The organism is Dechloromonas aromatica RCB (assembly GCF_000012425.1).
Window position 1 is genome coordinate 348,971 of sequence record NC_007298.1, and the last position, 19,421, is coordinate 368,391.

Annotated in this window: 17 protein-coding genes and 1 tRNA gene; all 18 read left to right on the top strand. The window is 57.0% G+C overall.

The genetic code is table 11. The annotated features are described in order from the left end of the window. Nucleotides 1–21: 21 nt before the first annotated feature. Nucleotides 22–97, top strand: a tRNA-Trp gene (locus DARO_RS01630). Nucleotides 98–121: 24 nt separating this feature from the next. After that, a complete protein-coding gene (gene secE, locus DARO_RS01635; RefSeq protein WP_011286075.1) occupies nucleotides 122–475 on the top strand; it encodes a preprotein translocase subunit SecE in 354 nt (117 codons plus the stop codon). Next, nucleotides 472–1,005: a transcription termination/antitermination protein NusG gene (gene nusG / locus DARO_RS01640; protein WP_011286076.1), complete on the top strand. Its 534-nt coding sequence runs from the start codon at nucleotides 472–474 to the stop codon at nucleotides 1,003–1,005. The genes secE and nusG overlap by 4 nt, the downstream gene beginning before the upstream one ends. Before the next feature lie 107 nt (nucleotides 1,006–1,112). After that, complete coding sequence (gene rplK / locus DARO_RS01645; protein WP_011286077.1) at nucleotides 1,113–1,544, top strand: 50S ribosomal protein L11; 432 nt, start codon at nucleotides 1,113–1,115, stop codon at nucleotides 1,542–1,544. A gap of 2 nt (nucleotides 1,545–1,546) precedes the next feature. Then, nucleotides 1,547–2,242, top strand: a complete 696-nt coding sequence (rplA, locus tag DARO_RS01650; RefSeq protein WP_011286078.1) for a 50S ribosomal protein L1 — start codon at nucleotides 1,547–1,549, stop codon at nucleotides 2,240–2,242. A 225-nt stretch (nucleotides 2,243–2,467) separates the two neighbouring features. Then, nucleotides 2,468–2,965, top strand: coding sequence for a 50S ribosomal protein L10 (rplJ, locus tag DARO_RS01655; protein ID WP_011286079.1), 498 nt, complete (start codon nucleotides 2,468–2,470; stop codon nucleotides 2,963–2,965). A gap of 38 nt (nucleotides 2,966–3,003) precedes the next feature. Next, nucleotides 3,004–3,375 carry a 50S ribosomal protein L7/L12 gene (gene rplL / locus DARO_RS01660; RefSeq protein ID WP_011286080.1) on the top strand — a complete coding sequence of 124 codons (372 nt, stop codon included), beginning with the start codon at nucleotides 3,004–3,006 and terminating at the stop codon, nucleotides 3,373–3,375. A 206-nt stretch (nucleotides 3,376–3,581) separates the two neighbouring features. Beyond that, the gene (gene rpoB, locus DARO_RS01665; protein WP_011286081.1) at nucleotides 3,582–7,865 is read left to right on the top strand and encodes a DNA-directed RNA polymerase subunit beta; all 4,284 of its coding nucleotides are present in this window, start codon (nucleotides 3,582–3,584) and stop codon (nucleotides 7,863–7,865) included. A 21-nt stretch (nucleotides 7,866–7,886) separates the two neighbouring features. Continuing rightward, nucleotides 7,887–12,098: a DNA-directed RNA polymerase subunit beta' gene (gene rpoC, locus DARO_RS01670; RefSeq protein ID WP_011286082.1), complete on the top strand. Its 4,212-nt coding sequence runs from the start codon at nucleotides 7,887–7,889 to the stop codon at nucleotides 12,096–12,098. 157 nt (nucleotides 12,099–12,255) lie between these two features. After that, the gene (rpsL, locus tag DARO_RS01675) at nucleotides 12,256–12,633 is read left to right on the top strand and encodes a 30S ribosomal protein S12 (RefSeq protein WP_011286083.1); all 378 of its coding nucleotides are present in this window, start codon (nucleotides 12,256–12,258) and stop codon (nucleotides 12,631–12,633) included. A 110-nt stretch (nucleotides 12,634–12,743) separates the two neighbouring features. Beyond that, complete coding sequence (gene rpsG, locus DARO_RS01680; RefSeq protein WP_011286084.1) at nucleotides 12,744–13,214, top strand: 30S ribosomal protein S7; 471 nt, start codon at nucleotides 12,744–12,746, stop codon at nucleotides 13,212–13,214. 18 nt (nucleotides 13,215–13,232) lie between these two features. Further along, the gene (gene fusA, locus DARO_RS01685; RefSeq protein ID WP_011286085.1) at nucleotides 13,233–15,326 is read left to right on the top strand and encodes an elongation factor G; all 2,094 of its coding nucleotides are present in this window, start codon (nucleotides 13,233–13,235) and stop codon (nucleotides 15,324–15,326) included. A 15-nt stretch (nucleotides 15,327–15,341) separates the two neighbouring features. Then, on the top strand, nucleotides 15,342–16,532 hold the full coding sequence (gene tuf / locus DARO_RS01690) for an elongation factor Tu (RefSeq protein ID WP_011286074.1): 1,191 nt from the start codon (nucleotides 15,342–15,344) through the stop codon (nucleotides 16,530–16,532). Nucleotides 16,533–16,593: 61 nt separating this feature from the next. After that, nucleotides 16,594–16,905, top strand: coding sequence for a 30S ribosomal protein S10 (gene rpsJ / locus DARO_RS01695; protein WP_011286086.1), 312 nt, complete (start codon nucleotides 16,594–16,596; stop codon nucleotides 16,903–16,905). A gap of 109 nt (nucleotides 16,906–17,014) precedes the next feature. After that, nucleotides 17,015–17,653 (top strand): 50S ribosomal protein L3, encoded by a 639-nt coding sequence (rplC, locus tag DARO_RS01700; RefSeq protein WP_011286087.1) that lies wholly within the window; start codon nucleotides 17,015–17,017, stop codon nucleotides 17,651–17,653. A 9-nt stretch (nucleotides 17,654–17,662) separates the two neighbouring features. Continuing rightward, complete coding sequence (gene rplD, locus DARO_RS01705) at nucleotides 17,663–18,286, top strand: 50S ribosomal protein L4 (protein ID WP_011286088.1); 624 nt, start codon at nucleotides 17,663–17,665, stop codon at nucleotides 18,284–18,286. Next, nucleotides 18,283–18,585 (top strand): 50S ribosomal protein L23, encoded by a 303-nt coding sequence (gene rplW / locus DARO_RS01710; RefSeq protein WP_011286089.1) that lies wholly within the window; start codon nucleotides 18,283–18,285, stop codon nucleotides 18,583–18,585. The genes rplD and rplW overlap by 4 nt, the downstream gene beginning before the upstream one ends. Continuing rightward, nucleotides 18,585–19,412: a 50S ribosomal protein L2 gene (gene rplB, locus DARO_RS01715; RefSeq protein ID WP_011286090.1), complete on the top strand. Its 828-nt coding sequence runs from the start codon at nucleotides 18,585–18,587 to the stop codon at nucleotides 19,410–19,412. The genes rplW and rplB overlap by 1 nt, the downstream gene beginning before the upstream one ends. Nucleotides 19,413–19,421 lie beyond the last annotated feature (9 nt).

Genomic DNA, 19,421 nt, shown 5'->3' on the forward strand with positions numbered 1-19,421 from the left:
GCGCTTTGATGTTTCTGCAGCAGGGGTGTAGCTCAATTGGTAGAGCAACGGTTTCCAAAACCGTAGGTCGGGGGTTCGATTCCCTCCGCCCCTGCCACTCTCTTTAAAGATCGCGAACGTAATGGCTGACAAGATCAAGTTTGCGCTGGCGCTGATTATTCTGGCGGCTGGCGTGGCTGGCTTCTACCTGCTCTCCGAGCAGGCAATGATTTTGCGCGTCCTGGCGGTCCTCGTTGGTTTGGCGCTGGCAGTTGCAGTGGCTTGGAAAACCGAGCCGGGTCAGCGTTTTTTCCTGTTTGGTAATGAGGCGGTTGTCGAGGCCAAGAAGGTTGTTTGGCCGACTCGCAAGGAAACCATGCAAACCACGGGCGCAGTATTCGCCTTTGTCGTGGTCATGGCAATTTTCCTGTATCTGACTGACAAGAGCCTTGAAGTGGTTCTTTACGACTGGGTGCTGGGCTGGAAGAAATCATGAGCAAACGCTGGTACGTCGTACATGCCTACTCCGGCTTCGAAAAAAGTGTGATGCGCGCCATTCAGGAGCGCATTACCCGTTTGGGCATGGAAGAAAAGTTCGGCCGGATTCTGGTGCCGGTTGAAGAGGTCGTCGAAATGAAAGGCGGTCAGAAAGCTATTTCTGAGCGCAAGTTCTTCCCTGGCTACGTCCTCTGCGAAATGGAGATGGACGACGACTCGTGGCATTTGGTCAAGAACACGCCGAAAGTCACCGGTTTTGTCGGTGGCACAGCGACCAAGCCGACTCCGATTTCCGAAAAGGAAGTCGAGAAGATCATGCAGCAAATGCAGGAGGGCGTTGAGAAACCCCGTCCGAAAGTGTTGTTCGAAGTTGGTGAAGTGGTTCGCGTCAAGGAAGGTCCGTTTACCGACTTCCATGGCTCGGTCGAAGACGTCAACTACGAAAAGAATCGCCTGCGCGTTTCGGTGACCATCTTCGGTCGCGCCACGCCGGTTGAGTTGGAGTTCGCTCAGGTCGAAAAGGCCTGATCTAGGTTTCAGGGTTCGCCGAAAGCCCGGATTTCGGCAAGAGGAGCGTCAGTAGCTGGCAGTGTTGCAGCCAACGCGCGTTACGACTCATTTATTAGGAGCAAACTATGGCCAAGAAAATTATTGGCTACATCAAGCTGCAAGTGCCAGCCGGCAAAGCAAACCCGTCGCCCCCGATCGGCCCAGCCCTCGGTCAGCGCGGTCTGAACATCATGGAATTCTGCAAGGCCTTCAATGCCCAGACTCAAGGCGTTGAACCGGGTCTGCCGATTCCTGTCGTAATTACCGCCTTTGCGGACAAGTCTTTCACGTTCGTGATGAAGACCCCGCCGGCCACCATCCTGATCAAGAAGGCTGCTGGTATCAAGTCCGGTTCGGCCAAGCCGCACACCGACAAGGTTGGCAAGATCACCCGCGCCCAGTGCGAAGAAATCGCCAAGACCAAGTCGCCTGACTTGACCGCTGCCGATATGGAAGCAGCAATTCGCACCATCGCCGGCTCCGCCCGTTCGATGGGTATCACGGTAGAGGGTCTGTAATCATGGCTAAGCTCACGAAAAAGCAAAAAGCCCTTGCCAGCAAGGTTGTCGCGCAGAAGCTGTATCCGCTGCAAGAAGCGCTGACCCTGGCCAAGGAAACGGCAATCGCCAAGTTCGACGAATCGATCGACGTCGCGGTCAACCTCGGTGTTGACGCACGTAAATCGGATCAGGTCGTTCGCGGTTCCGTCGTTCTGCCGGCGGGTACCGGCAAGTCGGTTCGCGTTGCCGTTTTCGCCCAGGGCGAAAAGGCCGAAGCCGCCAAGGCTGCAGGCGCTGAAGTCGTCGGTTTCGATGATCTGGCTGCCGAAGTCAAAGCCGGTAACCTGAATTTCGATGTCGTTATCGCCACTCCGGATGCCATGAAGGTTGTTGGTCAACTCGGCCAGATCCTCGGGCCCCGTGGCCTGATGCCGAATCCGAAGGTTGGTACCGTGACCATGGACGTTGTCACCGCAGTGAAGAACGCCAAGGCTGGTCAGGTGCAGTACCGTACCGACAAGGCTGGCATCATTCACGCCACGATCGGTCGTGCTTCCTTCTCCGTTGAGAGCCTGGAAAGCAACCTGAAGGCGCTGATCGATGCCTTGGCCAAGGCCAAGCCGGCTTCGTCCAAGGGTCAGTACCTGAAGAAAATTGCAGTTTCTGCCACGATGGGCCCCGGCGTTCGCGTCGACCAGTCCACGGTGGTGGCTTAACAGAACTTTGGGCCGTTGGTGGTCACTTCGGTGACTGCCGGCGGATCGTCAAAGACCGCAGGTGTTTCGGTAACGGAACTTAATCGCGTAAGTAGCCTGCGCAGACGGTGTCCCCGAACAAGATTTCTAGTTGTCCGCAATGGATGGCTTAACTTCTAGTTCAGGTCGCCGTAGGTGCGGCGGGAATTTTCCCGTCGTGTTATGACTTGAAAGGAGGAAGGACCCGTGGGTCTCAATCTGAACGACAAAAAAGCGGTTGTAGCTGAGGTGTCGGCACAAGTGGCCAACGCACAGACCATCGTGATTGCCGAGTATCGTGGCATTGAGGTTACCGACCTCACCGTGCTGCGCAAGAAGGCGCGCGAGTCTGGTGTGTATCTGCGTGTGTTGAAGAACACCTTGGTGCGTCGCGCGGTCGCGGACACTGCGTTCGCTGCCCTGGCTGACCACATGGTTGGACCGCTGATATATAGCGTCTCCGCTGATCCGGTGGCTGCCGCGAAGGTGCTGAGCGACTTCGCAAAATCCAACGACAAATTGGTGCTCAAGGCCGGTTCCTATGCCGGCAAGGTGCTCGACAAAGCTGGTGTGCAGGCGCTTGCCTCCGTACCGAGCCGCGAAGAGCTGCTCTCCAAGCTGCTGTACGTCATGCAGGCTCCGGTTGCCGGCTTTGTCCGCGGCCTGGCCGCACTGGCTGCGCAGCGCGAAGAAGCTGCCGCTTGATCCTTACCGCATACGAACTGATTTAGGAGTTTATTGAAATGGCAATTAGCAAAGAAGACATCCTGGAAGCCGTTGGCTCCCTGACCGTTATGGAACTGAATGACCTGGTCAAGGCATTCGAAGAGAAGTTTGGCGTTTCCGCTGCTGCTGTCGCCGTTGCTGGCCCGGCCGGTGCCGGTGCTGCTGCTGCTGAAGAACAGACCGAATTCACCGTCATGCTGACCGGTGCTGGTGACAAGAAGGTTGAAGTCATCAAGGTCGTTCGTGCAGCTACCGGTCTGGGCCTCAAGGAAGCCAAGGACCTGGTTGATGGCGCTCCGAAGGCTGTCAAGGAAGGCGTTTCCAAGGCCGATGCTGAAGCCCTCAAGGCTCAGCTGGAAGCAGCTGGCGCCAAGGTCGAAGTTAAGTAATCGACTTTTGGTGTGTGGGCTGGCGGTTTTCCGCCAGCCCTTTTGTGCTTTGTACGACAGGTTTCATTGATCCAGAAAACGAACTTGAATATCGCCAACTGGCAAACGCAAACAAGGCTTTCCTTTTCCCCGGCGGGGAAGGGAGTTTGTTTGCGTTTGCCTGTTTTCTCAGGTTCAACGTTTGATTTCATCCTCACGGAGTTACCATGACTTACTCCTTCACCGAGAAGAAACGCATCCGCAAGAGCTTCGCCAAGCGCGCCAGCGTGCTGGACGTTCCCTACTTGTTGGCCACTCAACTGCAGTCCTTCAAGGACTTTTTGCAAGACGAAGTGGCTCCCGAGAAGCGGAAAAACGAGGGTTTGCAGGCTGCGTTCACCTCGATCTTCCCGATTGTTTCGCATTCCGGCAATGCCCGTCTGGAATTCGTCAGCTACATGCTGGGCGAGCCGGCGTTCGACGTTACCGAATGTCAGCAGCGTGGTTTGACCTTTGCTTCTTCGCTGCGCGCGCGGGTTCGCCTGGTCATCATGGACCGCGAAGCGCCCGACACGGTAAAGGAAGTGAAAGAGCAGGAAGTCTACATGGGTGAAATTCCCCTGATGACAACCAATGGCTCCTTCGTGATTAATGGTACCGAGCGTGTCATCGTTTCCCAGCTCCACCGTTCCCCAGGCGTGTTTTTCGAACACGACCGCGGCAAGACGCACAGTTCAGGCAAGTTGCTGTTCTCGGCGCGCGTAATTCCTTACCGTGGCTCCTGGCTGGATTTCGAGTTTGATCCCAAGGACACGCTCTTCTTCCGCGTAGACCGTCGTCGCAAGATGCCGGTCACCACGTTGTTGAAGGCCATCGGCATGTCGTCCGAGGAGATTCTCGACCAGTTCTTCGATTTTGATACTTTCCTGCTGTCCAAGGACAAGGTCGAATTTACGCTGGTTCCGGAGCGTCTGCGCGGTGAAGTAGCTCGCTTTGATTTCGTGGGTCCGGATGGTGTCTTGATTGTTCCGAAGGACAAGCGCATCACCGCCAAGCACATTCGCGACATCGGTGCCGCTGCGATCAAGCAGATCGTTGTGCCTGAAGATTTCCTGATTGGCCGTGTGGTTGCCAAGAATATTGTCGACAAGGCCACGGGTGAAGTTGTCGCCAATGCCAACGACGAAATCACCGAGACCTTGTTGGCCAAGCTGCGTGAGGCCGAAATTACGACGGTCGAGACGCTGTATACCAACGAACTTGATCGCGGTGCTTTCATCTCCAATACGCTGCGTGCGGATGAAACGGCAACGCGTCAGGCAGCTCGTGTCGCGATTTATCGCATGATGCGTCCGGGCGAACCGCCGACGGAAGAAGCGGTTGAAATCCTGTTTAACGGCCTGTTCTATTCCGACGAGCGTTACGATTTGTCCGGCGTTGGCCGGATGAAGTTCAACCGCCGTCTGGCGCGTCAGGATGTCATTGAATACAAGCTGATGGTCAAGGGCTTGGCCTCCAAGGCTGAAGCGGCGCTGAAGAATCTTGCTGAAGCTTCTGGTTTTGCCCTGTCGGCCATTCAGGATCTGGTCAGCCTGATGCCGTTCGGTGCTCGTGCCATGGTCGAAAACTCGACCCTGAGCGAAGTCGAAGCACTGGCTGCCAAACTGAAGCCGCTGGGTGCCAATGTCGAAGTCCGCGAACAGTTGACGCTGTCGCCGCGCGATATCGTTGAAGTCATCAAGATTCTCGTCGAACTGCGTAATGGCCGTGGCGAAATCGACGACATCGATCACCTCGGTAACCGCCGCGTCCGTTCAGTCGGTGAATTGGCCGAGAACCAGTTCCGTGCCGGTCTGGTCCGTGTCGAGCGTGCCGTCAAGGAACGTCTGTCGCAAGCCGAATCCGACAATCTGATGCCGCATGACCTGATCAACGCCAAGCCGATCAGTGCCGCCATCAAGGAATTCTTCGGATCGAGCCAGCTGTCGCAGTTTATGGACCAGACCAACCCGCTGTCGGAAATTACGCACAAGCGTCGTGTTTCCGCACTGGGCCCTGGCGGTCTGACGCGCGAACGTGCTGGCTTCGAAGTGCGCGACGTGCATCCGACGCACTACGGTCGTGTTTGCCCGATCGAAACACCGGAAGGCCCGAACATCGGCCTGATCAACTCCCTGGCGTTGTTTGCACAGGTCAATAGCTACGGCTTCATCGAAACCGCTTACCGCAAGGTAAATAACGGTCAGGTGACCAGCGACATCGAATACCTCTCGGCGATCGAAGAAGGCAACTATGTGGTTGCCCAGGCTAACGCCTCGCTGGATGCGAATGGCCGTTTGTCCGACGATCTGGTGACCTGCCGCGAAAAAGGCGAAACCATTCTGGCCGAACCGGGCCGTGTTCAGTACATGGACGTGGCACCGGGCCAGATCGTATCGGTTGCTGCCTCGCTGATTCCATTCCTTGAGCACGATGACGCAAACCGCGCATTGATGGGCGCCAACATGCAGCGTCAGGCTGTGCCTTGTCTGCGTCCGGAAAAGCCGCTGGTCGGCACCGGCATCGAGCGCACCGTTGCTGTTGACTCGGGTACTGCTGTAGTCGCCCTGCGCGGTGGTATGGTCGATTACGTCGATGCCGCACGTGTCGTGGTTCGCGTCAATGACGACGAAACCATCGCTGGTGAAGTTGGTGTCGATATCTACAACCTGGTCAAGTACACCCGTTCCAACCAGAACACCAACATCAATCAGCGTCCGATGGTGCGTGTGGGTGACCACATCGCCAAGGGCGACGTGGTGGCTGACGGCGCATCTACTGACAAGGGCGAACTGGCTCTCGGTCAGAACATGCTGATCGCCTTCATGCCGTGGAATGGCTACAACTTCGAAGACTCGATCCTGATCTCCGAGCGCGTCGTTGCAGAAGACCGTTACACCTCGATTCACATCGAGGAACTGACGGTGGTCGCTCGTGACACCAAGCTCGGCCCTGAGGAAATCACCCGTGACATCGCGTCGCTGGGTGAGGCTCAGCTGTCCCGTCTGGATGATTCCGGCATCGTCTATATCGGCGCCGAAGTCGAAGCCGGTGACGTGCTGGTGGGCAAGGTCACGCCGAAGGGCGAAACCCAGCTGACCCCGGAAGAGAAGCTGCTGCGCGCCATTTTCGGCGAGAAGGCATCGGACGTTAAAGACACCTCGCTGCGCGTGCCGTCCGGCATCGCCGGTACCGTCATCGACGTCCAGGTCTTTACCCGCGAAGGCATCGAGCGTGACAAGCGCGCTCAGGCCATCATTGACGAGCACCTGCGCCATTACAAGCTGGACCTCGCTGACCAGATGCGTATCGTTGAGCGCGATGCTTTTGCTCGTGTTGAGCGCCTGATTACCGGCAAGAAAGCGAATGGCGGTCCGAAGAAACTGGCCAAGGGCACGGTGATCGACAAGGTGTACCTCGACAGCATGGATCCGCACCACTGGTTCGATATCCGTCTGGCCGATGACGAAGCTGCCCAGCAACTGGAACAGGTCAAAGATGGCCTGGAGCAGGCGCGCAAAGACTTCGACATTGCCTTCGAAGGCAAGCGCAAGAAGCTGACGCAGGGCGACGAATTGCCGCCGGGCGTCCAGAAGATGGTCAAGGTCTATGTTGCGGTCAAGCGTCGCCTGCAGCCAGGTGACAAGATGGCCGGTCGTCACGGTAACAAGGGTGTTGTATCGCGCATCCTGCCGGTCGAAGACATGCCGCACATGGAAGATGGCAGCCCGGTCGACATCGTTCTGAACCCGCTCGGCGTGCCGTCCCGGATGAACGTTGGTCAGATTCTGGAAGTTCACCTCGGCCTCGCCGCCAAGGGCCTTGGCCACAAGATTGGTGCGATGCTCCGGGCCCAGTCCAGCGCCAAGGAAGTTCGCGGCTTCCTTGACCAGATTTACAACTCCAGCGGCAAGTCCGAGAACCTTGACGAGTTGAACGATGTCGAAGTTCTGGAAATGGCAGAAAATCTGAAGGGTGGCGTGCCGTTCGCGACGCCGGTGTTCGATGGTGCCAAGGAAGAAGAAATCAAGGCGATGCTGGCGATGGCCGGTATGCCCTCTTCCGGCCAGATGACCTTGTTTGACGGTCGCACTGGCGAAGCTTTCGAGCGCAAGGTGACGGTTGGTTACATGCACTACCTGAAGCTGCACCATCTGGTCGATGACAAGATGCATGCCCGTTCGACTGGTCCGTACTCCCTGGTTACCCAGCAGCCGCTGGGCGGCAAGGCGCAGTTCGGTGGTCAGCGCTTCGGTGAAATGGAAGTGTGGGCACTGGAGGCGTATGGCGCGTCCTACGTGCTGCAGGAAATGTTGACCGTGAAGTCCGACGATGTGAACGGCCGTACCAAGGTTTACGAAAACATCGTCAAGGGCGAGCATCGCATCGAAGCCGGCATGCCGGAATCCTTCAATGTGCTGGTCAAGGAAATCCGTTCGCTGGCGATCGATATCGATCTGGAACGTTACTGATTTAGGGCTGGGAGTTAAACGATGAAAGCATTGCTCGATCTATTCAAGCAGGTAACCGCCGAGGAAGAATTCGACGCGATTACCATTGGCCTCGCTTCGCCCGACAAGATCCGTTCCTGGTCCTATGGTGAAGTCAAGAAGCCGGAAACCATCAACTACCGCACCTTCAAGCCGGAGCGTGATGGCCTGTTCTGTGCCAAAATCTTTGGTCCGATCAAGGATTACGAATGCCTGTGCGGCAAGTACAAGCGCCTGAAGCATCGTGGCGTGATCTGCGAGAAGTGCGGCGTTGAAGTGACGCTGGCCAAGGTTCGTCGCGACCGCATGGGTCACATCGAACTGGCCTCGCCGACCGCCCACATCTGGTTCCTGAAGTCGCTGCCGTCCCGTCTCGGCATGGTGCTCGACATGACGCTGCGCGATATCGAACGCGTCCTGTACTTCGAAGCATACGTCGTGACCGATCCGGGCATGGTCAGCAACCTTCAGCGCGCTCAGTTGCTGACGGAAGACCAGTATCTGGAAATGGTCGAAGAGCACGGTGATGAATTCCAGGCCCTGATGGGCGCTGAAGGTATTCGCGAACTGTTGCGCAACCTCGAACTGGATAGCGAAGTCGAGTCTCTGCACGCTGAACTCGAAGTGACCGGTTCTGAAGCCAAGAACAAGAAGCTGGCCAAGCGTCTGAAGATCCTTGAGGGGTTCCAGAAGTCGGGCATCAAGCCGGACTGGATGATCCTCGAAGTTCTGCCGGTTCTGCCGCCGGACCTGCGTCCGCTGGTTCCGCTGGATGGCGGCCGCTTTGCGACCTCCGACCTGAACGATCTTTATCGTCGTGTCATCAACCGGAACAATCGCTTGAAGCGCTTGCTCGAGTTGAAGGCTCCGGAAATCATCGTCCGTAACGAAAAGCGCATGCTGCAGGAGTCGGTCGATTCCCTGCTTGACAACGGCCGTCGCGGCAAGGCGATGACCGGTGCCAACAAGCGTCCGCTGAAGTCGCTGGCTGACATGATCAAGGGCAAGGGCGGTCGTTTCCGTCAAAACTTGCTGGGTAAGCGCGTCGACTACTCCGGCCGTTCGGTCATCGTGGTTGGTCCGCAGCTCAAGCTGCATCAGTGCGGCCTGCCCAAGCTGATGGCCCTGGAGCTGTTCAAGCCCTTCATCTTCCACAAGCTGGAAGTGCTCGGCTACGCCACCACCATCAAGCAAGCCAAGAAGATGGTCGAAGGTCAGGAACCGGTGGTGTGGGACATCCTTGAAGATGTCATCCGCGAACATCCGGTCATGCTGAACCGTGCGCCGACCCTGCACCGTCTGGGTATCCAGGCGTTCGAACCGACCCTGATCGAAGGCAAGGCCATCCAGCTGCACCCGCTCGTTTGCGCGGCGTTCAACGCCGACTTCGACGGTGACCAGATGGCTGTTCACGTCCCGCTGTCGCTCGAAGCGCAGATGGAAGCCCGCACCCTGATGCTGGCCTCCAATAACGTGCTGTCGCCGGCTAACGGCCAGCCGATCATCGTGCCGTCGCAGGATATCGTGTTGGGTCTGTACTATGCGACCCGCGAGAAGATCAACGGCAAGGGTGAAGGCATGTACTTTGCCGATACTGCCGAAATCGAACGCGCCATGGCTGCTGGTCAGCTGGATGTGCACTCCCGTATTTCGGTCCGCCTGAAGCAGTACGAACCGGCGGCCGTCGATGGCGAATGGGAAGAGAAGACCGTTCGTGTCGAAACCACGGCCGGTCGTGCGCTGCTCGCCAAGATTCTGCCGAAGGGTCTGCCCTTCAAGGCAATTGATCGTGCCCTGAAGAAGAAGGAAATCTCCAAGCTGATCGACGAGTCCTTCCGCCGTTGCGGTCTGAAGGAAACAGTCATCTTCGCTGACAAACTGATGCAGAACGGCTACGCGCTCGCAACGCGGGCCGGTATTTCTTTCTGCTCGGACGACATGCTGGTGCCGGCCAAGAAGTACGAAATCATTTCCTCAGCCGAAGCCGAGGTCAAGGAAATCGAGACGCAATACACGAACGGTCTGGTTACCCAGGGCGAGCGTTACAACAAGGTCGTTGATATCTGGGGCCGCACCGGTGACCAGGTTGCCAAGGTGATGATGGAAGAACTCGGCCACGAGGAAGTCATCGACCGCCACGGCAAGAAGGTCAAGCAGGACTCCTTCAACTCCATCTACATGATGGCTGACTCAGGTGCTCGCGGTTCCGCCGCACAGATTCGTCAGCTGGCTGGTATGCGCGGTCTGATGGCCAAGCCGGACGGCTCGATTATCGAGACCCCGATTACCACCAACTTCCGCGAAGGCCTGAACGTTCTCCAGTACTTCATCTCGACCCACGGCGCCCGTAAGGGTCTGGCCGATACCGCGCTGAAGACCGCAAACTCCGGTTACCTGACCCGTCGTCTGGTCGATGTGACCCAGGATCTGGTGATCACCGAAGATGACTGCGGCACCAAGAACGGCTTCGTTGTAAAGGCGCTGGTCGAAGGCGGTGAAGTGATCGAAGCACTGCGCGAACGTATTCTGGGTCGTGTCACCGTTGATGACTTGATCGATCCGGAAACCCAGGAAACGGTCATCTTCGCTGGCACGATGCTGGATGAAGACCTGGTTGATTTGATCGACAAGCTGGGTATCGATGAAGTCAAAGTCCGCACGCCGCTGACCTGTGACACGCGCTATGGCCTGTGCGCCCAGTGTTATGGCCGTGATCTTGGCCGTGGCACGATGGTCAACGCCGGTGAGGCAGTCGGCGTGATCGCTGCCCAGTCGATTGGCGAGCCGGGTACTCAGCTTACCATGCGTACCTTCCACGTCGGTGGTGCGGCTTCCCGTGCTGCCGTGGCTGACAAGGTCGAAGGCAAGTCGGCTGGTACCGTGCGCTATACCTCGAACATGCGTTATGTCACCAGCGCCAAGGGCGAAAAGGTTGTCATTTCCCGTTCTGGCGAAGTGCTTATCGTCGACGATCATGGTCGTGAGCGCGAACGTCACAAGGTGCCGTACGGCGCCATGCTGTCGGTCGATGAAGATAAATCAGTCAAGGCAGGTGCCAAGCTGGCAACCTGGGATCCGCATACCCGTCCGATCATTACCGAATACGCGGGTACCGTTCGCTTCGAGAATGTCGAGGAAGGCGTTACCGTCGCCAAGCAGGTCGATGATGTGACTGGCTTGTCCACGCTGGTAGTTATCGACCACAAGCGCGGTGGCAAGGCTGCGGTCAAGGGTGTTCGCCCGGTGGTCAAGCTCCTTGATGAGAGCGGGCAGGAAGTACGCGTGCACGGCAGTGATCACACTGTTTCGATCGCCTTCCAGGTTGGCTCGATTATTTCTGTGGTCGATGGTCAGCAGGTTGGTGTGGGCGATGTGCTGGCCCGTATGCCGCAAGAGTCTGCCAAGACTCGCGACATTACCGGCGGTCTGCCGCGCGTTGCCGAACTGTTCGAAGCTCGTACGCCGAAGGATGCATCCGTGCTGGCTGAAGTCACTGGCACGATCAGCTTTGGTAAGGACACCAAGGGCAAGCAGCGCCTGGTTATCACCGATCTCGAAGGCAACGTTCACGAGTTCCTGATTTCCAAGGACAAGCATGTTCTGGTGCACGATGGCCAGGTGGTTAACAAGGGCGAAAAGATCGTCGAAGGCGAACCGGATCCGCACGATATTCTGCGTCTGCAGGGTATCGAAGCTCTGGCCCGCTACATTACCGACGAAGTCCAGGACGTTTACCGCTTGCAGGGCGTGAAGATCAACGACAAGCACATTGAAGTGATCGTCCGTCAGATGCTGCGTCGGGTGACCATTGTTGAACCGGGCGACACCAAGTTCATCAAGTCCGAGCAGGTCGAACGCGCTGAACTGCTGGCTGAGAATGATCGTGCCAATGCCGAAGGGAAGATCCCGGCAACAATCGAACACATGTTGCTCGGTATTACCAAGGCATCCTTGTCGACCGATTCGTTCATCTCTGCTGCATCCTTCCAGGAAACCACTCGCGTACTCACCGAGGCTGCCATCATGGGCAAGCGCGATGAATTGCGTGGTCTCAAGGAAAATGTCATCGTCGGTCGTCTCATTCCGGCGGGTACCGGTCTGGCCTTCCATCGGAGCCGCAAGGCTCAGCTGGCAGGTGAAGATATCGCGGCCTCCCGTCAGATCGAAGAGGCAACTGCCGAAAACACAACACAGGAAGCCGATCAGGGCCTGTGATCTGTCTAGCAACCCCCGTGTCACGTTGACACGGGGGTTGATCAGCCATAGAATTTATGGTCTTTGTCGGCAGAGGCTAATCATTGTCTCTGCTTTGGATAACAAAATTGCCGTCGTGCATCATATTTCGGTGCCCGGCTGTTGAAGGAAGTTTGATATGCCGACCATCAACCAGCTCGTGCGCAAGCCGCGCGTAGCCGAAAAGGCCAAGAGCAAGGTTCCTGCTCTGGAAAAGTGCCCGCAGAAGCGTGGCGTCTGCACCCGTGTTTATACTACCACCCCGAAGAAGCCGAACTCCGCGCTCCGTAAGGTTTGCAAGGTTCGTCTGACGAATGGCTTCGAAGTCATTTCATACATCGGCGGTGAAGGCCACAACCTGCAGGAGCACTCTGTGGTCCTGATTCGTGGTGGTCGTGTCAAGGACTTGCCGGGTGTGCGTTACCACACCGTGCGTGGTTCCTTGGATACGCAAGGCGTCAAGGATCGCAAGCAGTCGCGCTCCAAGTACGGCGCCAAGCGTCCGAAGGCTGCTTAATTCCTTAAGTGGCTTAAGTAAGTGGTCGCTCAGTTGGGCGGCCGAGAGGGCCGGGTGGGTGAAAACCCCTTCCCGGCTTTTCAACTGAATCGTGTTTAATTGAGGTTAATATGCCCCGTCGTCGTGAAGTACCCAAGCGTGACATTCTGCCGGATCCGAAGTTCGGCAACGTTGAAGTCTCCAAGTTCGTTAACGCCATCATGCAAAGCGGCAAGAAGTCTGTAGCCGAGCGCATTGTTTATGGTGCTTTCGATATCATCACCACCAAGGGTGGCAAGGATCCTCTCGAAGTCTTTAGCGCTGCCATGAGCAACGTGAAGCCGATGGTCGAAGTCAAGTCCCGTCGTGTCGGTGGTGCAAACTATCAGGTGCCGGTTGAAGTGCGCCCGGCTCGTCGCGCCGCGCTGGCAATGCGCTGGCTGCGTGAGTCCGCTCGCAAGCGTTCGGAAAAGTCCATGGGTCAGCGTCTGGCTGCTGAAATGCTTGAGGCTGCCGAAAACCGTGGTGGCGCTGTCAAGAAGCGCGACGAAGTGCACCGTATGGCTGAAGCCAACAAGGCCTTCGCCCACTTCCGCTTCTAATTTTCAAAGGGCTTTAACGTGGCACGTAAAACTCCCATCGAGCGCTACCGCAATATCGGTATCAGCGCGCACATCGACGCCGGCAAGACGACGACGACTGAACGTATCCTTTACTACACCGGTGTTAATCACAAGATCGGTGAAGTTCATGATGGCGCCGCCACCATGGACTGGATGGAGCAGGAGCAGGAGCGTGGTATCACCATTACCTCTGCTGCGACCACCTGTTTCTGGAGTGGTATGGACAAACAGTTCCAGCCGCACCACATCAACATCATCGACACCCCGGGTCACGTTGACTTCACTATTGAAGTTGAACGTTCTATGCGTGTTCTCGACGCTGCTTGCATGGTTTACTGTGCCGTGGGTGGTGTTCAGCCCCAGTCGGAAACTGTTTGGCGTCAAGCCAACAAGTACGGCGTGCCACGTCTGGCCTTCGTGAACAAGATGGACCGTTCCGGTGCCAACTTCTTCAAGGTCGTTGATCAGCTCAAGCTGCGTCTGAAGGCCAACCCGGTGCCCATCGTCATTCCTATCGGTGCTGAAGACAAGTTCGAAGGTGTGGTTGATCTGATCAAGATGAAAGCCATCTACTGGGATGAGGCTTCGCAGGGCATGAAGTACGATGCCCGTGAAATCCCGGCGGAGCTGGCTGATGATGCCGCCACTTGGCGTGAGCAGATGGTTGAAGCAGCCGCTGAAGCCTCTGAAGAGCTGATGAACAAGTACCTTGAAGAAGGTGATCTGTCTGAGGCTGACATCATTCTTGGTCTGCGTACCCGCACCATCGCCTGTGAAATCCAGCCGATGCTCTGTGGTACCGCCTTCAAGAACAAGGGCGTGCAGAAGATGCTCGACGCCGTTATCGAGTTGTTGCCGTCGCCGGTAGATATCCCGCCGGTCAAGGGTATTCTCGAAAACGAGTCCGAGGGCGAGCGCCGTGCTGCTGATGACGAGGCTTTCTCGGCTCTGGCCTTCAAGATCATGACCGACCCGTTTGTTGGTCAGCTGATCTTCTTCCGTGTTTATTCCGGCGTGATCAATTCCGGCGATACCGTCTACAACCCGGTCAAGGGTCGTAAGGAGCGTCTGGGTCGCATCCTGCAGATGCACGCCAATCAGCGTGAAGAAATCAAGGAAGTGCGCGCTGGCGACATCGCTGCTGCCGTGGGTCTGAAGGAAGCCACCACTGGTGATACGCTGTGTGATCCGGCCAAGGTCATCACCCTTGAGCGCATGGTCTTCCCGGAGCCGGTGATTCACGTTGCCGTCGAGCCGAAGACCAAGGCTGACCAGGAAAAGATGGGGCTGGCGTTGGGTCGTTTGGCTCAGGAGGATCCGTCCTTCCGCGTCCGCACTGACGAAGAATCCGGTCAAACCATTATTTCCGGTATGGGCGAATTGCACCTGGAAATCCTGGTCGATCGTATGCGTCGCGAATTTAACGTTGATGCTTCTGTTGGTGCACCTCAGGTTGCCTATCGCGAATGCATCAAGAAGTCGGTCGAACAGGAAGGCAAGTTCGTCAAGCAGTCCGGTGGTCGTGGTCAGTTCGGTCACGTCTGGCTCAAGATCGAGCCGAACGAAGCCGGCAAGGGCTACGAATTCATCGACGCCATCAAGGGCGGTGTGGTTCCCCGTGAATTCATCCCGGCGGTTGACAAGGGGCTGCGTGATGCAGTGACCAGCGGCGTTTTGGCTGGCTTCCCGGTGGTGGACGTGAAGTTCACGCTGTTCGACGGTTCCTATCACGACGTTGACTCCAACGAAAATGCGTTCCGTATGGCTGCTTCGATGGCCTTCAAGGAAGGTATGAAGAAGGCCAGTCCGACGTTGCTTGAGCCGATGATGGCGGTTGAAGTTGAAACGCCTGAGGAGTACATGGGTAACGTGATGGGCGATCTTTCGTCCCGCCGCGGCATCGTTCAGGGTATGGAAGATCAGGTTGGCGGCATCAAGGTCGTCAAGGCTGAAGTCCCGCTGTCCGAGATGTTTGGTTACTCGACCTCCGTGCGCTCGTTGTCGCAAGGTAGGGCTACCTACTCGATGGAATTCAAGCACTACACCGAAGCGCCGAAGAACGTCGCTGAGGCCGTCATTAACAAGAAGTAATCTGGAGAGCTGATAATGGCTAAGGAAAAATTCGCGCGTACGAAACCGCACGTAAACGTTGGCACGATTGGTCACGTTGACCACGGCAAGACCACGCTGACGGCTGCGATCACGACGGTGCTGTCCGCCAAGTTCGGTGGCGCTGCCAAGAAATATGATGAAATTGACGCTGCGCCGGAAGAAAAGGCCCGCGGTATTACGATTAATACCGCCCACGTCGAATACGAAACCGCCAACCGTCACTACGCCCACGTTGACTGCCCGGGCCACGCTGACTACGTCAAGAACATGATTACCGGTGCTGCCCAGATGGACGGCGCGATCCTGGTCTGTTCCGCCGCTGACGGCCCGATGCCGCAAACCCGCGAACACATCCTGCTGGCTCGCCAGGTTGGTGTGCCGTACGTTCTGGTGTTCATGAACAAGTGCGATATGGTTGACGACGCCGAGCTGCTCGAACTGGTCGAAATGGAACTGCGCGAGCTGCTCTCCAAGTACGACTTCCCGGGCGACGACACCCCGATCATTCACGGCTCCGCCCTGAAGGCCCTCGAAGGCGACCAATCCGAAATCGGCGAACCGTCGATCTTCCGTCTGGCCGACGCCCTGGACTCCTACATCCCTGATCCGGAGCGTGCCATCGATCAGCCGTTCCTGATGCCGGTTGAAGACGTCTTCTCCATCTCTGGTCGCGGTACCGTGGTGACCGGTCGTGTTGAGCGCGGCATCGTCAAGGTTGGCGAAGAAATCGAAATCGTTGGTATCCGCCCGACCGTCAAGACCATCTGTACCGGTGTTGAAATGTTCCGCAAGCTGCTCGACCAAGGTCAGGCTGGCGACAACATTGGCGCCCTGCTGCGTGGTACCAAGCGTGAAGACGTCGAGCGTGGTCAGGTGCTGTGCAAGCCGGGTTCTGTCAAGCCGCACACCCACTTCACCTCTGAAGTGTACATCCTGTCCAAGGATGAGGGTGGCCGTCACACCCCGTTCTTCAACGGCTACCGTCCGCAGTTCTACTTCCGCACGACCGACGTGACTGGCTCCATCGAGCTGCCGGAAGGCACCGAAATGGTTATGCCGGGCGACAACATCGCCATGACGATCAAGCTGATTGCGCCGATCGCCATGGAAGAAGGTCTGCGCTTCGCCATCCGTGAAGGCGGTCGTACCGTCGGCGCCGGCGTCGTCGCCAAGATCATCGAGTAATCGTTCTTTTTAAAAATCCGGGGTGAAGAAGACTTCACCCCATCGCTCTTTGGAAACCAAAATGGCAAACCAGAAAATCCGTATCCGTCTCAAGGCCTTCGATTATCGCCTGATCGATCAATCCGCTCAGGAAATTGTTGAGACCGCCAAGCGTACCGGTGCTGTTGTTCGTGGTCCTGTTCCGCTGCCGACCCGTAAGCAGCGTTTCGACATCCTGCGTTCGCCGCACGTCAACAAGGCTTCCCGTGATCAGCTCGAAATCCGTACCCATCTGCGTCTGATGGATATCGTTGATCCGACCGACAAGACGGTTGATGCGCTGATGAAGCTGGATCTGCCGGCAGGTGTCGACGTCGAAATCAAGTTGCAGTAATAGCAGTTCGCGGATATAATCCGCGCCTTTCGGGGGTGGCCGGCGACGGCTGCCCATTTGTTGTTTTACATCGACCGGCCAATCGCAGCCGGCGGTGAGGAGAATAACCATGAGTCTAGGCCTTGTTGGTCGCAAGGTTGGCATGACTCGCATTTTTGCCGAGGATGGCGCGTCCATTCCGGTAACTGTGCTTGACGTGTCAAACAACCGCGTGACCCAAGTCAAAACGCCGGAGATCGATGGCTACGCAGCCATTCAGGTCGCATTCGGCAAGCGCCGTGCCTCGCGCGTTTCCAAGCCCCTTGCAGGCCATCTGGCCAAGGCGGGTGTGGAAGCCGGGCATGTGCTCAAGGAATTCCAGATCGAAGCTGATCAGTTGGCTAGTTTCAAGGCCGGTGATCAGGTTGCTGTCACTATCTTTGCCGAAGGGCAAAAAGTTGATGTGACCGGCACCTCGATCGGTAAGGGTTTCCAGGGTGGTATCAAGCGCCACAACTTCAGTTCCAACCGTGCTTCCCATGGTAATTCGCTGTCGCATAACGCGCCGGGTTCCATCGGTATGGCGCAAGATCCGGGTCGTGTTTTCCCGGGTAAGCGCATGGCCGGTCATCTGGGCGATGTTCAGTCCACGATGCAGGGGTTGACGATTGTCCGTGTTGATGCCGATCGCCAGCTTTTGCTGGTCAAGGGCGCCGTTCCTGGTGCCAAGGGTTCCGACGTCGTTGTGCGTCCGGCGGTCAAGGCTTAAGGGGGCGACATGGAACTCAAGGTTATTAACGAACAAGGTCAGGAAGCTGCCAAGCTGCAGGCTTCCGATGTACTGTTCGGTCGCGATTTCAATGAAGCGTTGGTGCACCAGATCGTTGTCGCCTATCAGGCGAATGCTCGTTCTGGCGACCGTCAGCAAAAGGATCGCTCCGAAGTCCGTCACACCACCACCAAGCCGTGGCGTCAGAAGGGCACCGGTCGTGCTCGTGCTGGTTCCAATGGCAGCCCGCTGTGGCGCGGAGGCGGTCGGATTTTTCCGAACTCTCCTGAAGAAAACTTCAGCCAGAAGGTTAACAAGAAGATGTTCCGCGCCGGTATGGCTGCGATCCTCTCCGAGTTGGCCCGTCAGGACCGTCTCGTCGTTATCGACGATCTGTCTGTCGATGCGCCCAAAACCAAGCTGTTCACGCAGAAGCTGAAGAGCATGGGTCTTGAAGGCAATCTTCTGGTCATCACCGACGAGCTGAACGAAAATCTGTACCTCTCGTCGCGCAACCTGCCTAACGTTCTGGTTCTCGAAGCTCAGGAAGCCGATCCGGTTTCTCTGGTCCGCTTCGCCAAGGTTCTGGTTACCAAGAACGCCGTGGCCAAGTTCGAGGAGATGTGGGGATGAATCAAGAGCGTCTGATGCAGGTGCTGCTGGCACCGCAAATCTCCGAGAAGGCAACCTATGTTGCTGACAAGTATGAGCAAGTGATTTTCCGTGTTGCATCTGATGCAACCAAGCCGGAAATCAAGGCTGCTGTCGAGTTGCTGTTCAAGGTTGAAGTCGAAGGTGTTCAGGTTGCCAACGTGAAGGGCAAGGTTAAGCGCTTCAAGGGTGCAACCGGTCGTCGCAAGGGCTGGAAAAAAGCCTACGTGAGCCTCAAGCCGGGTCAGGAAATCAATTTTGTTGAAGGGGGGAATGCGTAATGGCACTCGTTAAAGTCAAACCGACTTCCCCGGGGCGTCGCGGCGTAGTTCAGGTCGTCAACGCCAGCCTTCACAAGGGCAAGCCGTTTGCGGCACTGGTTGAAGCCAAGTCTGGCAACGCCGGCCGTAACAATAACGGTCGCATCACTGTTCGCCATCAAGGCGGCGGTCACAAGCAGGCCTATCGTGTCATCGATTTCAAGCGCAACAAGGACGGTATTCCGGCCAAGGTTGAACGTCTGGAATACGATCCCAACCGCACGGCCAACATCGCGCTGCTTTGTTATGCCGACGGTGAGCGTCGCTACATCATCGCCAACAAGGGGATGGTGGTTGGTCAGCCGATCATGAGTGGCTCCGAAGCGCCGATCAAGTCTGGTAATGCGCTGCCGATCCGTAATATTCCGGTTGGTACGACGATTTGCTGCGTTGAGATGCTGCCGGGCAAGGGCGCGCAATTGGCTCGCTCGGCCGGTACTTCCGTTCAGCTGCTGGCTCGCGAAGGTACGTATGCTCAGATTCGCCTCCGCTCCGGTGAAGTGCGTCGTGTGCACGTTGAGTGCCGCGCCACCATCGGTGAGGTTGGTAACGAAGAGCATAACCTGCGCAAGATCGGCAAGGCTGGTGCGATGCGTTGGCGCGGTGTGCGTCCGACCGTTCGTGGTACAGCCATGAACCCGGTGGATCACCCGCACGGTGGTGGCGAAGGCCGCACTGGCGAAGGCCGCGTACCGGTCAATCCGTGGGGTCAGCCCACCAAGGGTTACCGCACCCGCAGCAACAAGCGCACGAACAGCATGATCGTTCAGCGCCGTCATAAGCGTTAAGGGGTAGGA

What these genes read in the sequence shown, in the direction of transcription:
- rpsG (WP_011286084.1), top strand. Translation starts at nt 12,744, where the DNA reads ATGCCCCGTCGTCGTGAAGTACCCAAGCGTGACATTCTGCCGGATCCG.
- secE (WP_011286075.1), top strand. Translation starts at nt 122, where the DNA reads ATGGCTGACAAGATCAAGTTTGCGCTGGCGCTGATTATTCTGGCGGCT.
- rpoB (WP_011286081.1), top strand. Translation starts at nt 3,582, where the DNA reads ATGACTTACTCCTTCACCGAGAAGAAACGCATCCGCAAGAGCTTCGCC.
- rplA (WP_011286078.1), top strand. Translation starts at nt 1,547, where the DNA reads ATGGCTAAGCTCACGAAAAAGCAAAAAGCCCTTGCCAGCAAGGTTGTC.
- rplD (WP_011286088.1), top strand. Translation starts at nt 17,663, where the DNA reads ATGGAACTCAAGGTTATTAACGAACAAGGTCAGGAAGCTGCCAAGCTG.
- tuf (WP_011286074.1), top strand. Translation starts at nt 15,342, where the DNA reads ATGGCTAAGGAAAAATTCGCGCGTACGAAACCGCACGTAAACGTTGGC.
- rplB (WP_011286090.1), top strand. Translation starts at nt 18,585, where the DNA reads ATGGCACTCGTTAAAGTCAAACCGACTTCCCCGGGGCGTCGCGGCGTA.
- rplW (WP_011286089.1), top strand. Translation starts at nt 18,283, where the DNA reads ATGAATCAAGAGCGTCTGATGCAGGTGCTGCTGGCACCGCAAATCTCC.
- rpsL (WP_011286083.1), top strand. Translation starts at nt 12,256, where the DNA reads ATGCCGACCATCAACCAGCTCGTGCGCAAGCCGCGCGTAGCCGAAAAG.
- nusG (WP_011286076.1), top strand. Translation starts at nt 472, where the DNA reads ATGAGCAAACGCTGGTACGTCGTACATGCCTACTCCGGCTTCGAAAAA.
- rplC (WP_011286087.1), top strand. Translation starts at nt 17,015, where the DNA reads ATGAGTCTAGGCCTTGTTGGTCGCAAGGTTGGCATGACTCGCATTTTT.
- rpoC (WP_011286082.1), top strand. Translation starts at nt 7,887, where the DNA reads ATGAAAGCATTGCTCGATCTATTCAAGCAGGTAACCGCCGAGGAAGAA.
- rpsJ (WP_011286086.1), top strand. Translation starts at nt 16,594, where the DNA reads ATGGCAAACCAGAAAATCCGTATCCGTCTCAAGGCCTTCGATTATCGC.
- rplK (WP_011286077.1), top strand. Translation starts at nt 1,113, where the DNA reads ATGGCCAAGAAAATTATTGGCTACATCAAGCTGCAAGTGCCAGCCGGC.
- rplL (WP_011286080.1), top strand. Translation starts at nt 3,004, where the DNA reads ATGGCAATTAGCAAAGAAGACATCCTGGAAGCCGTTGGCTCCCTGACC.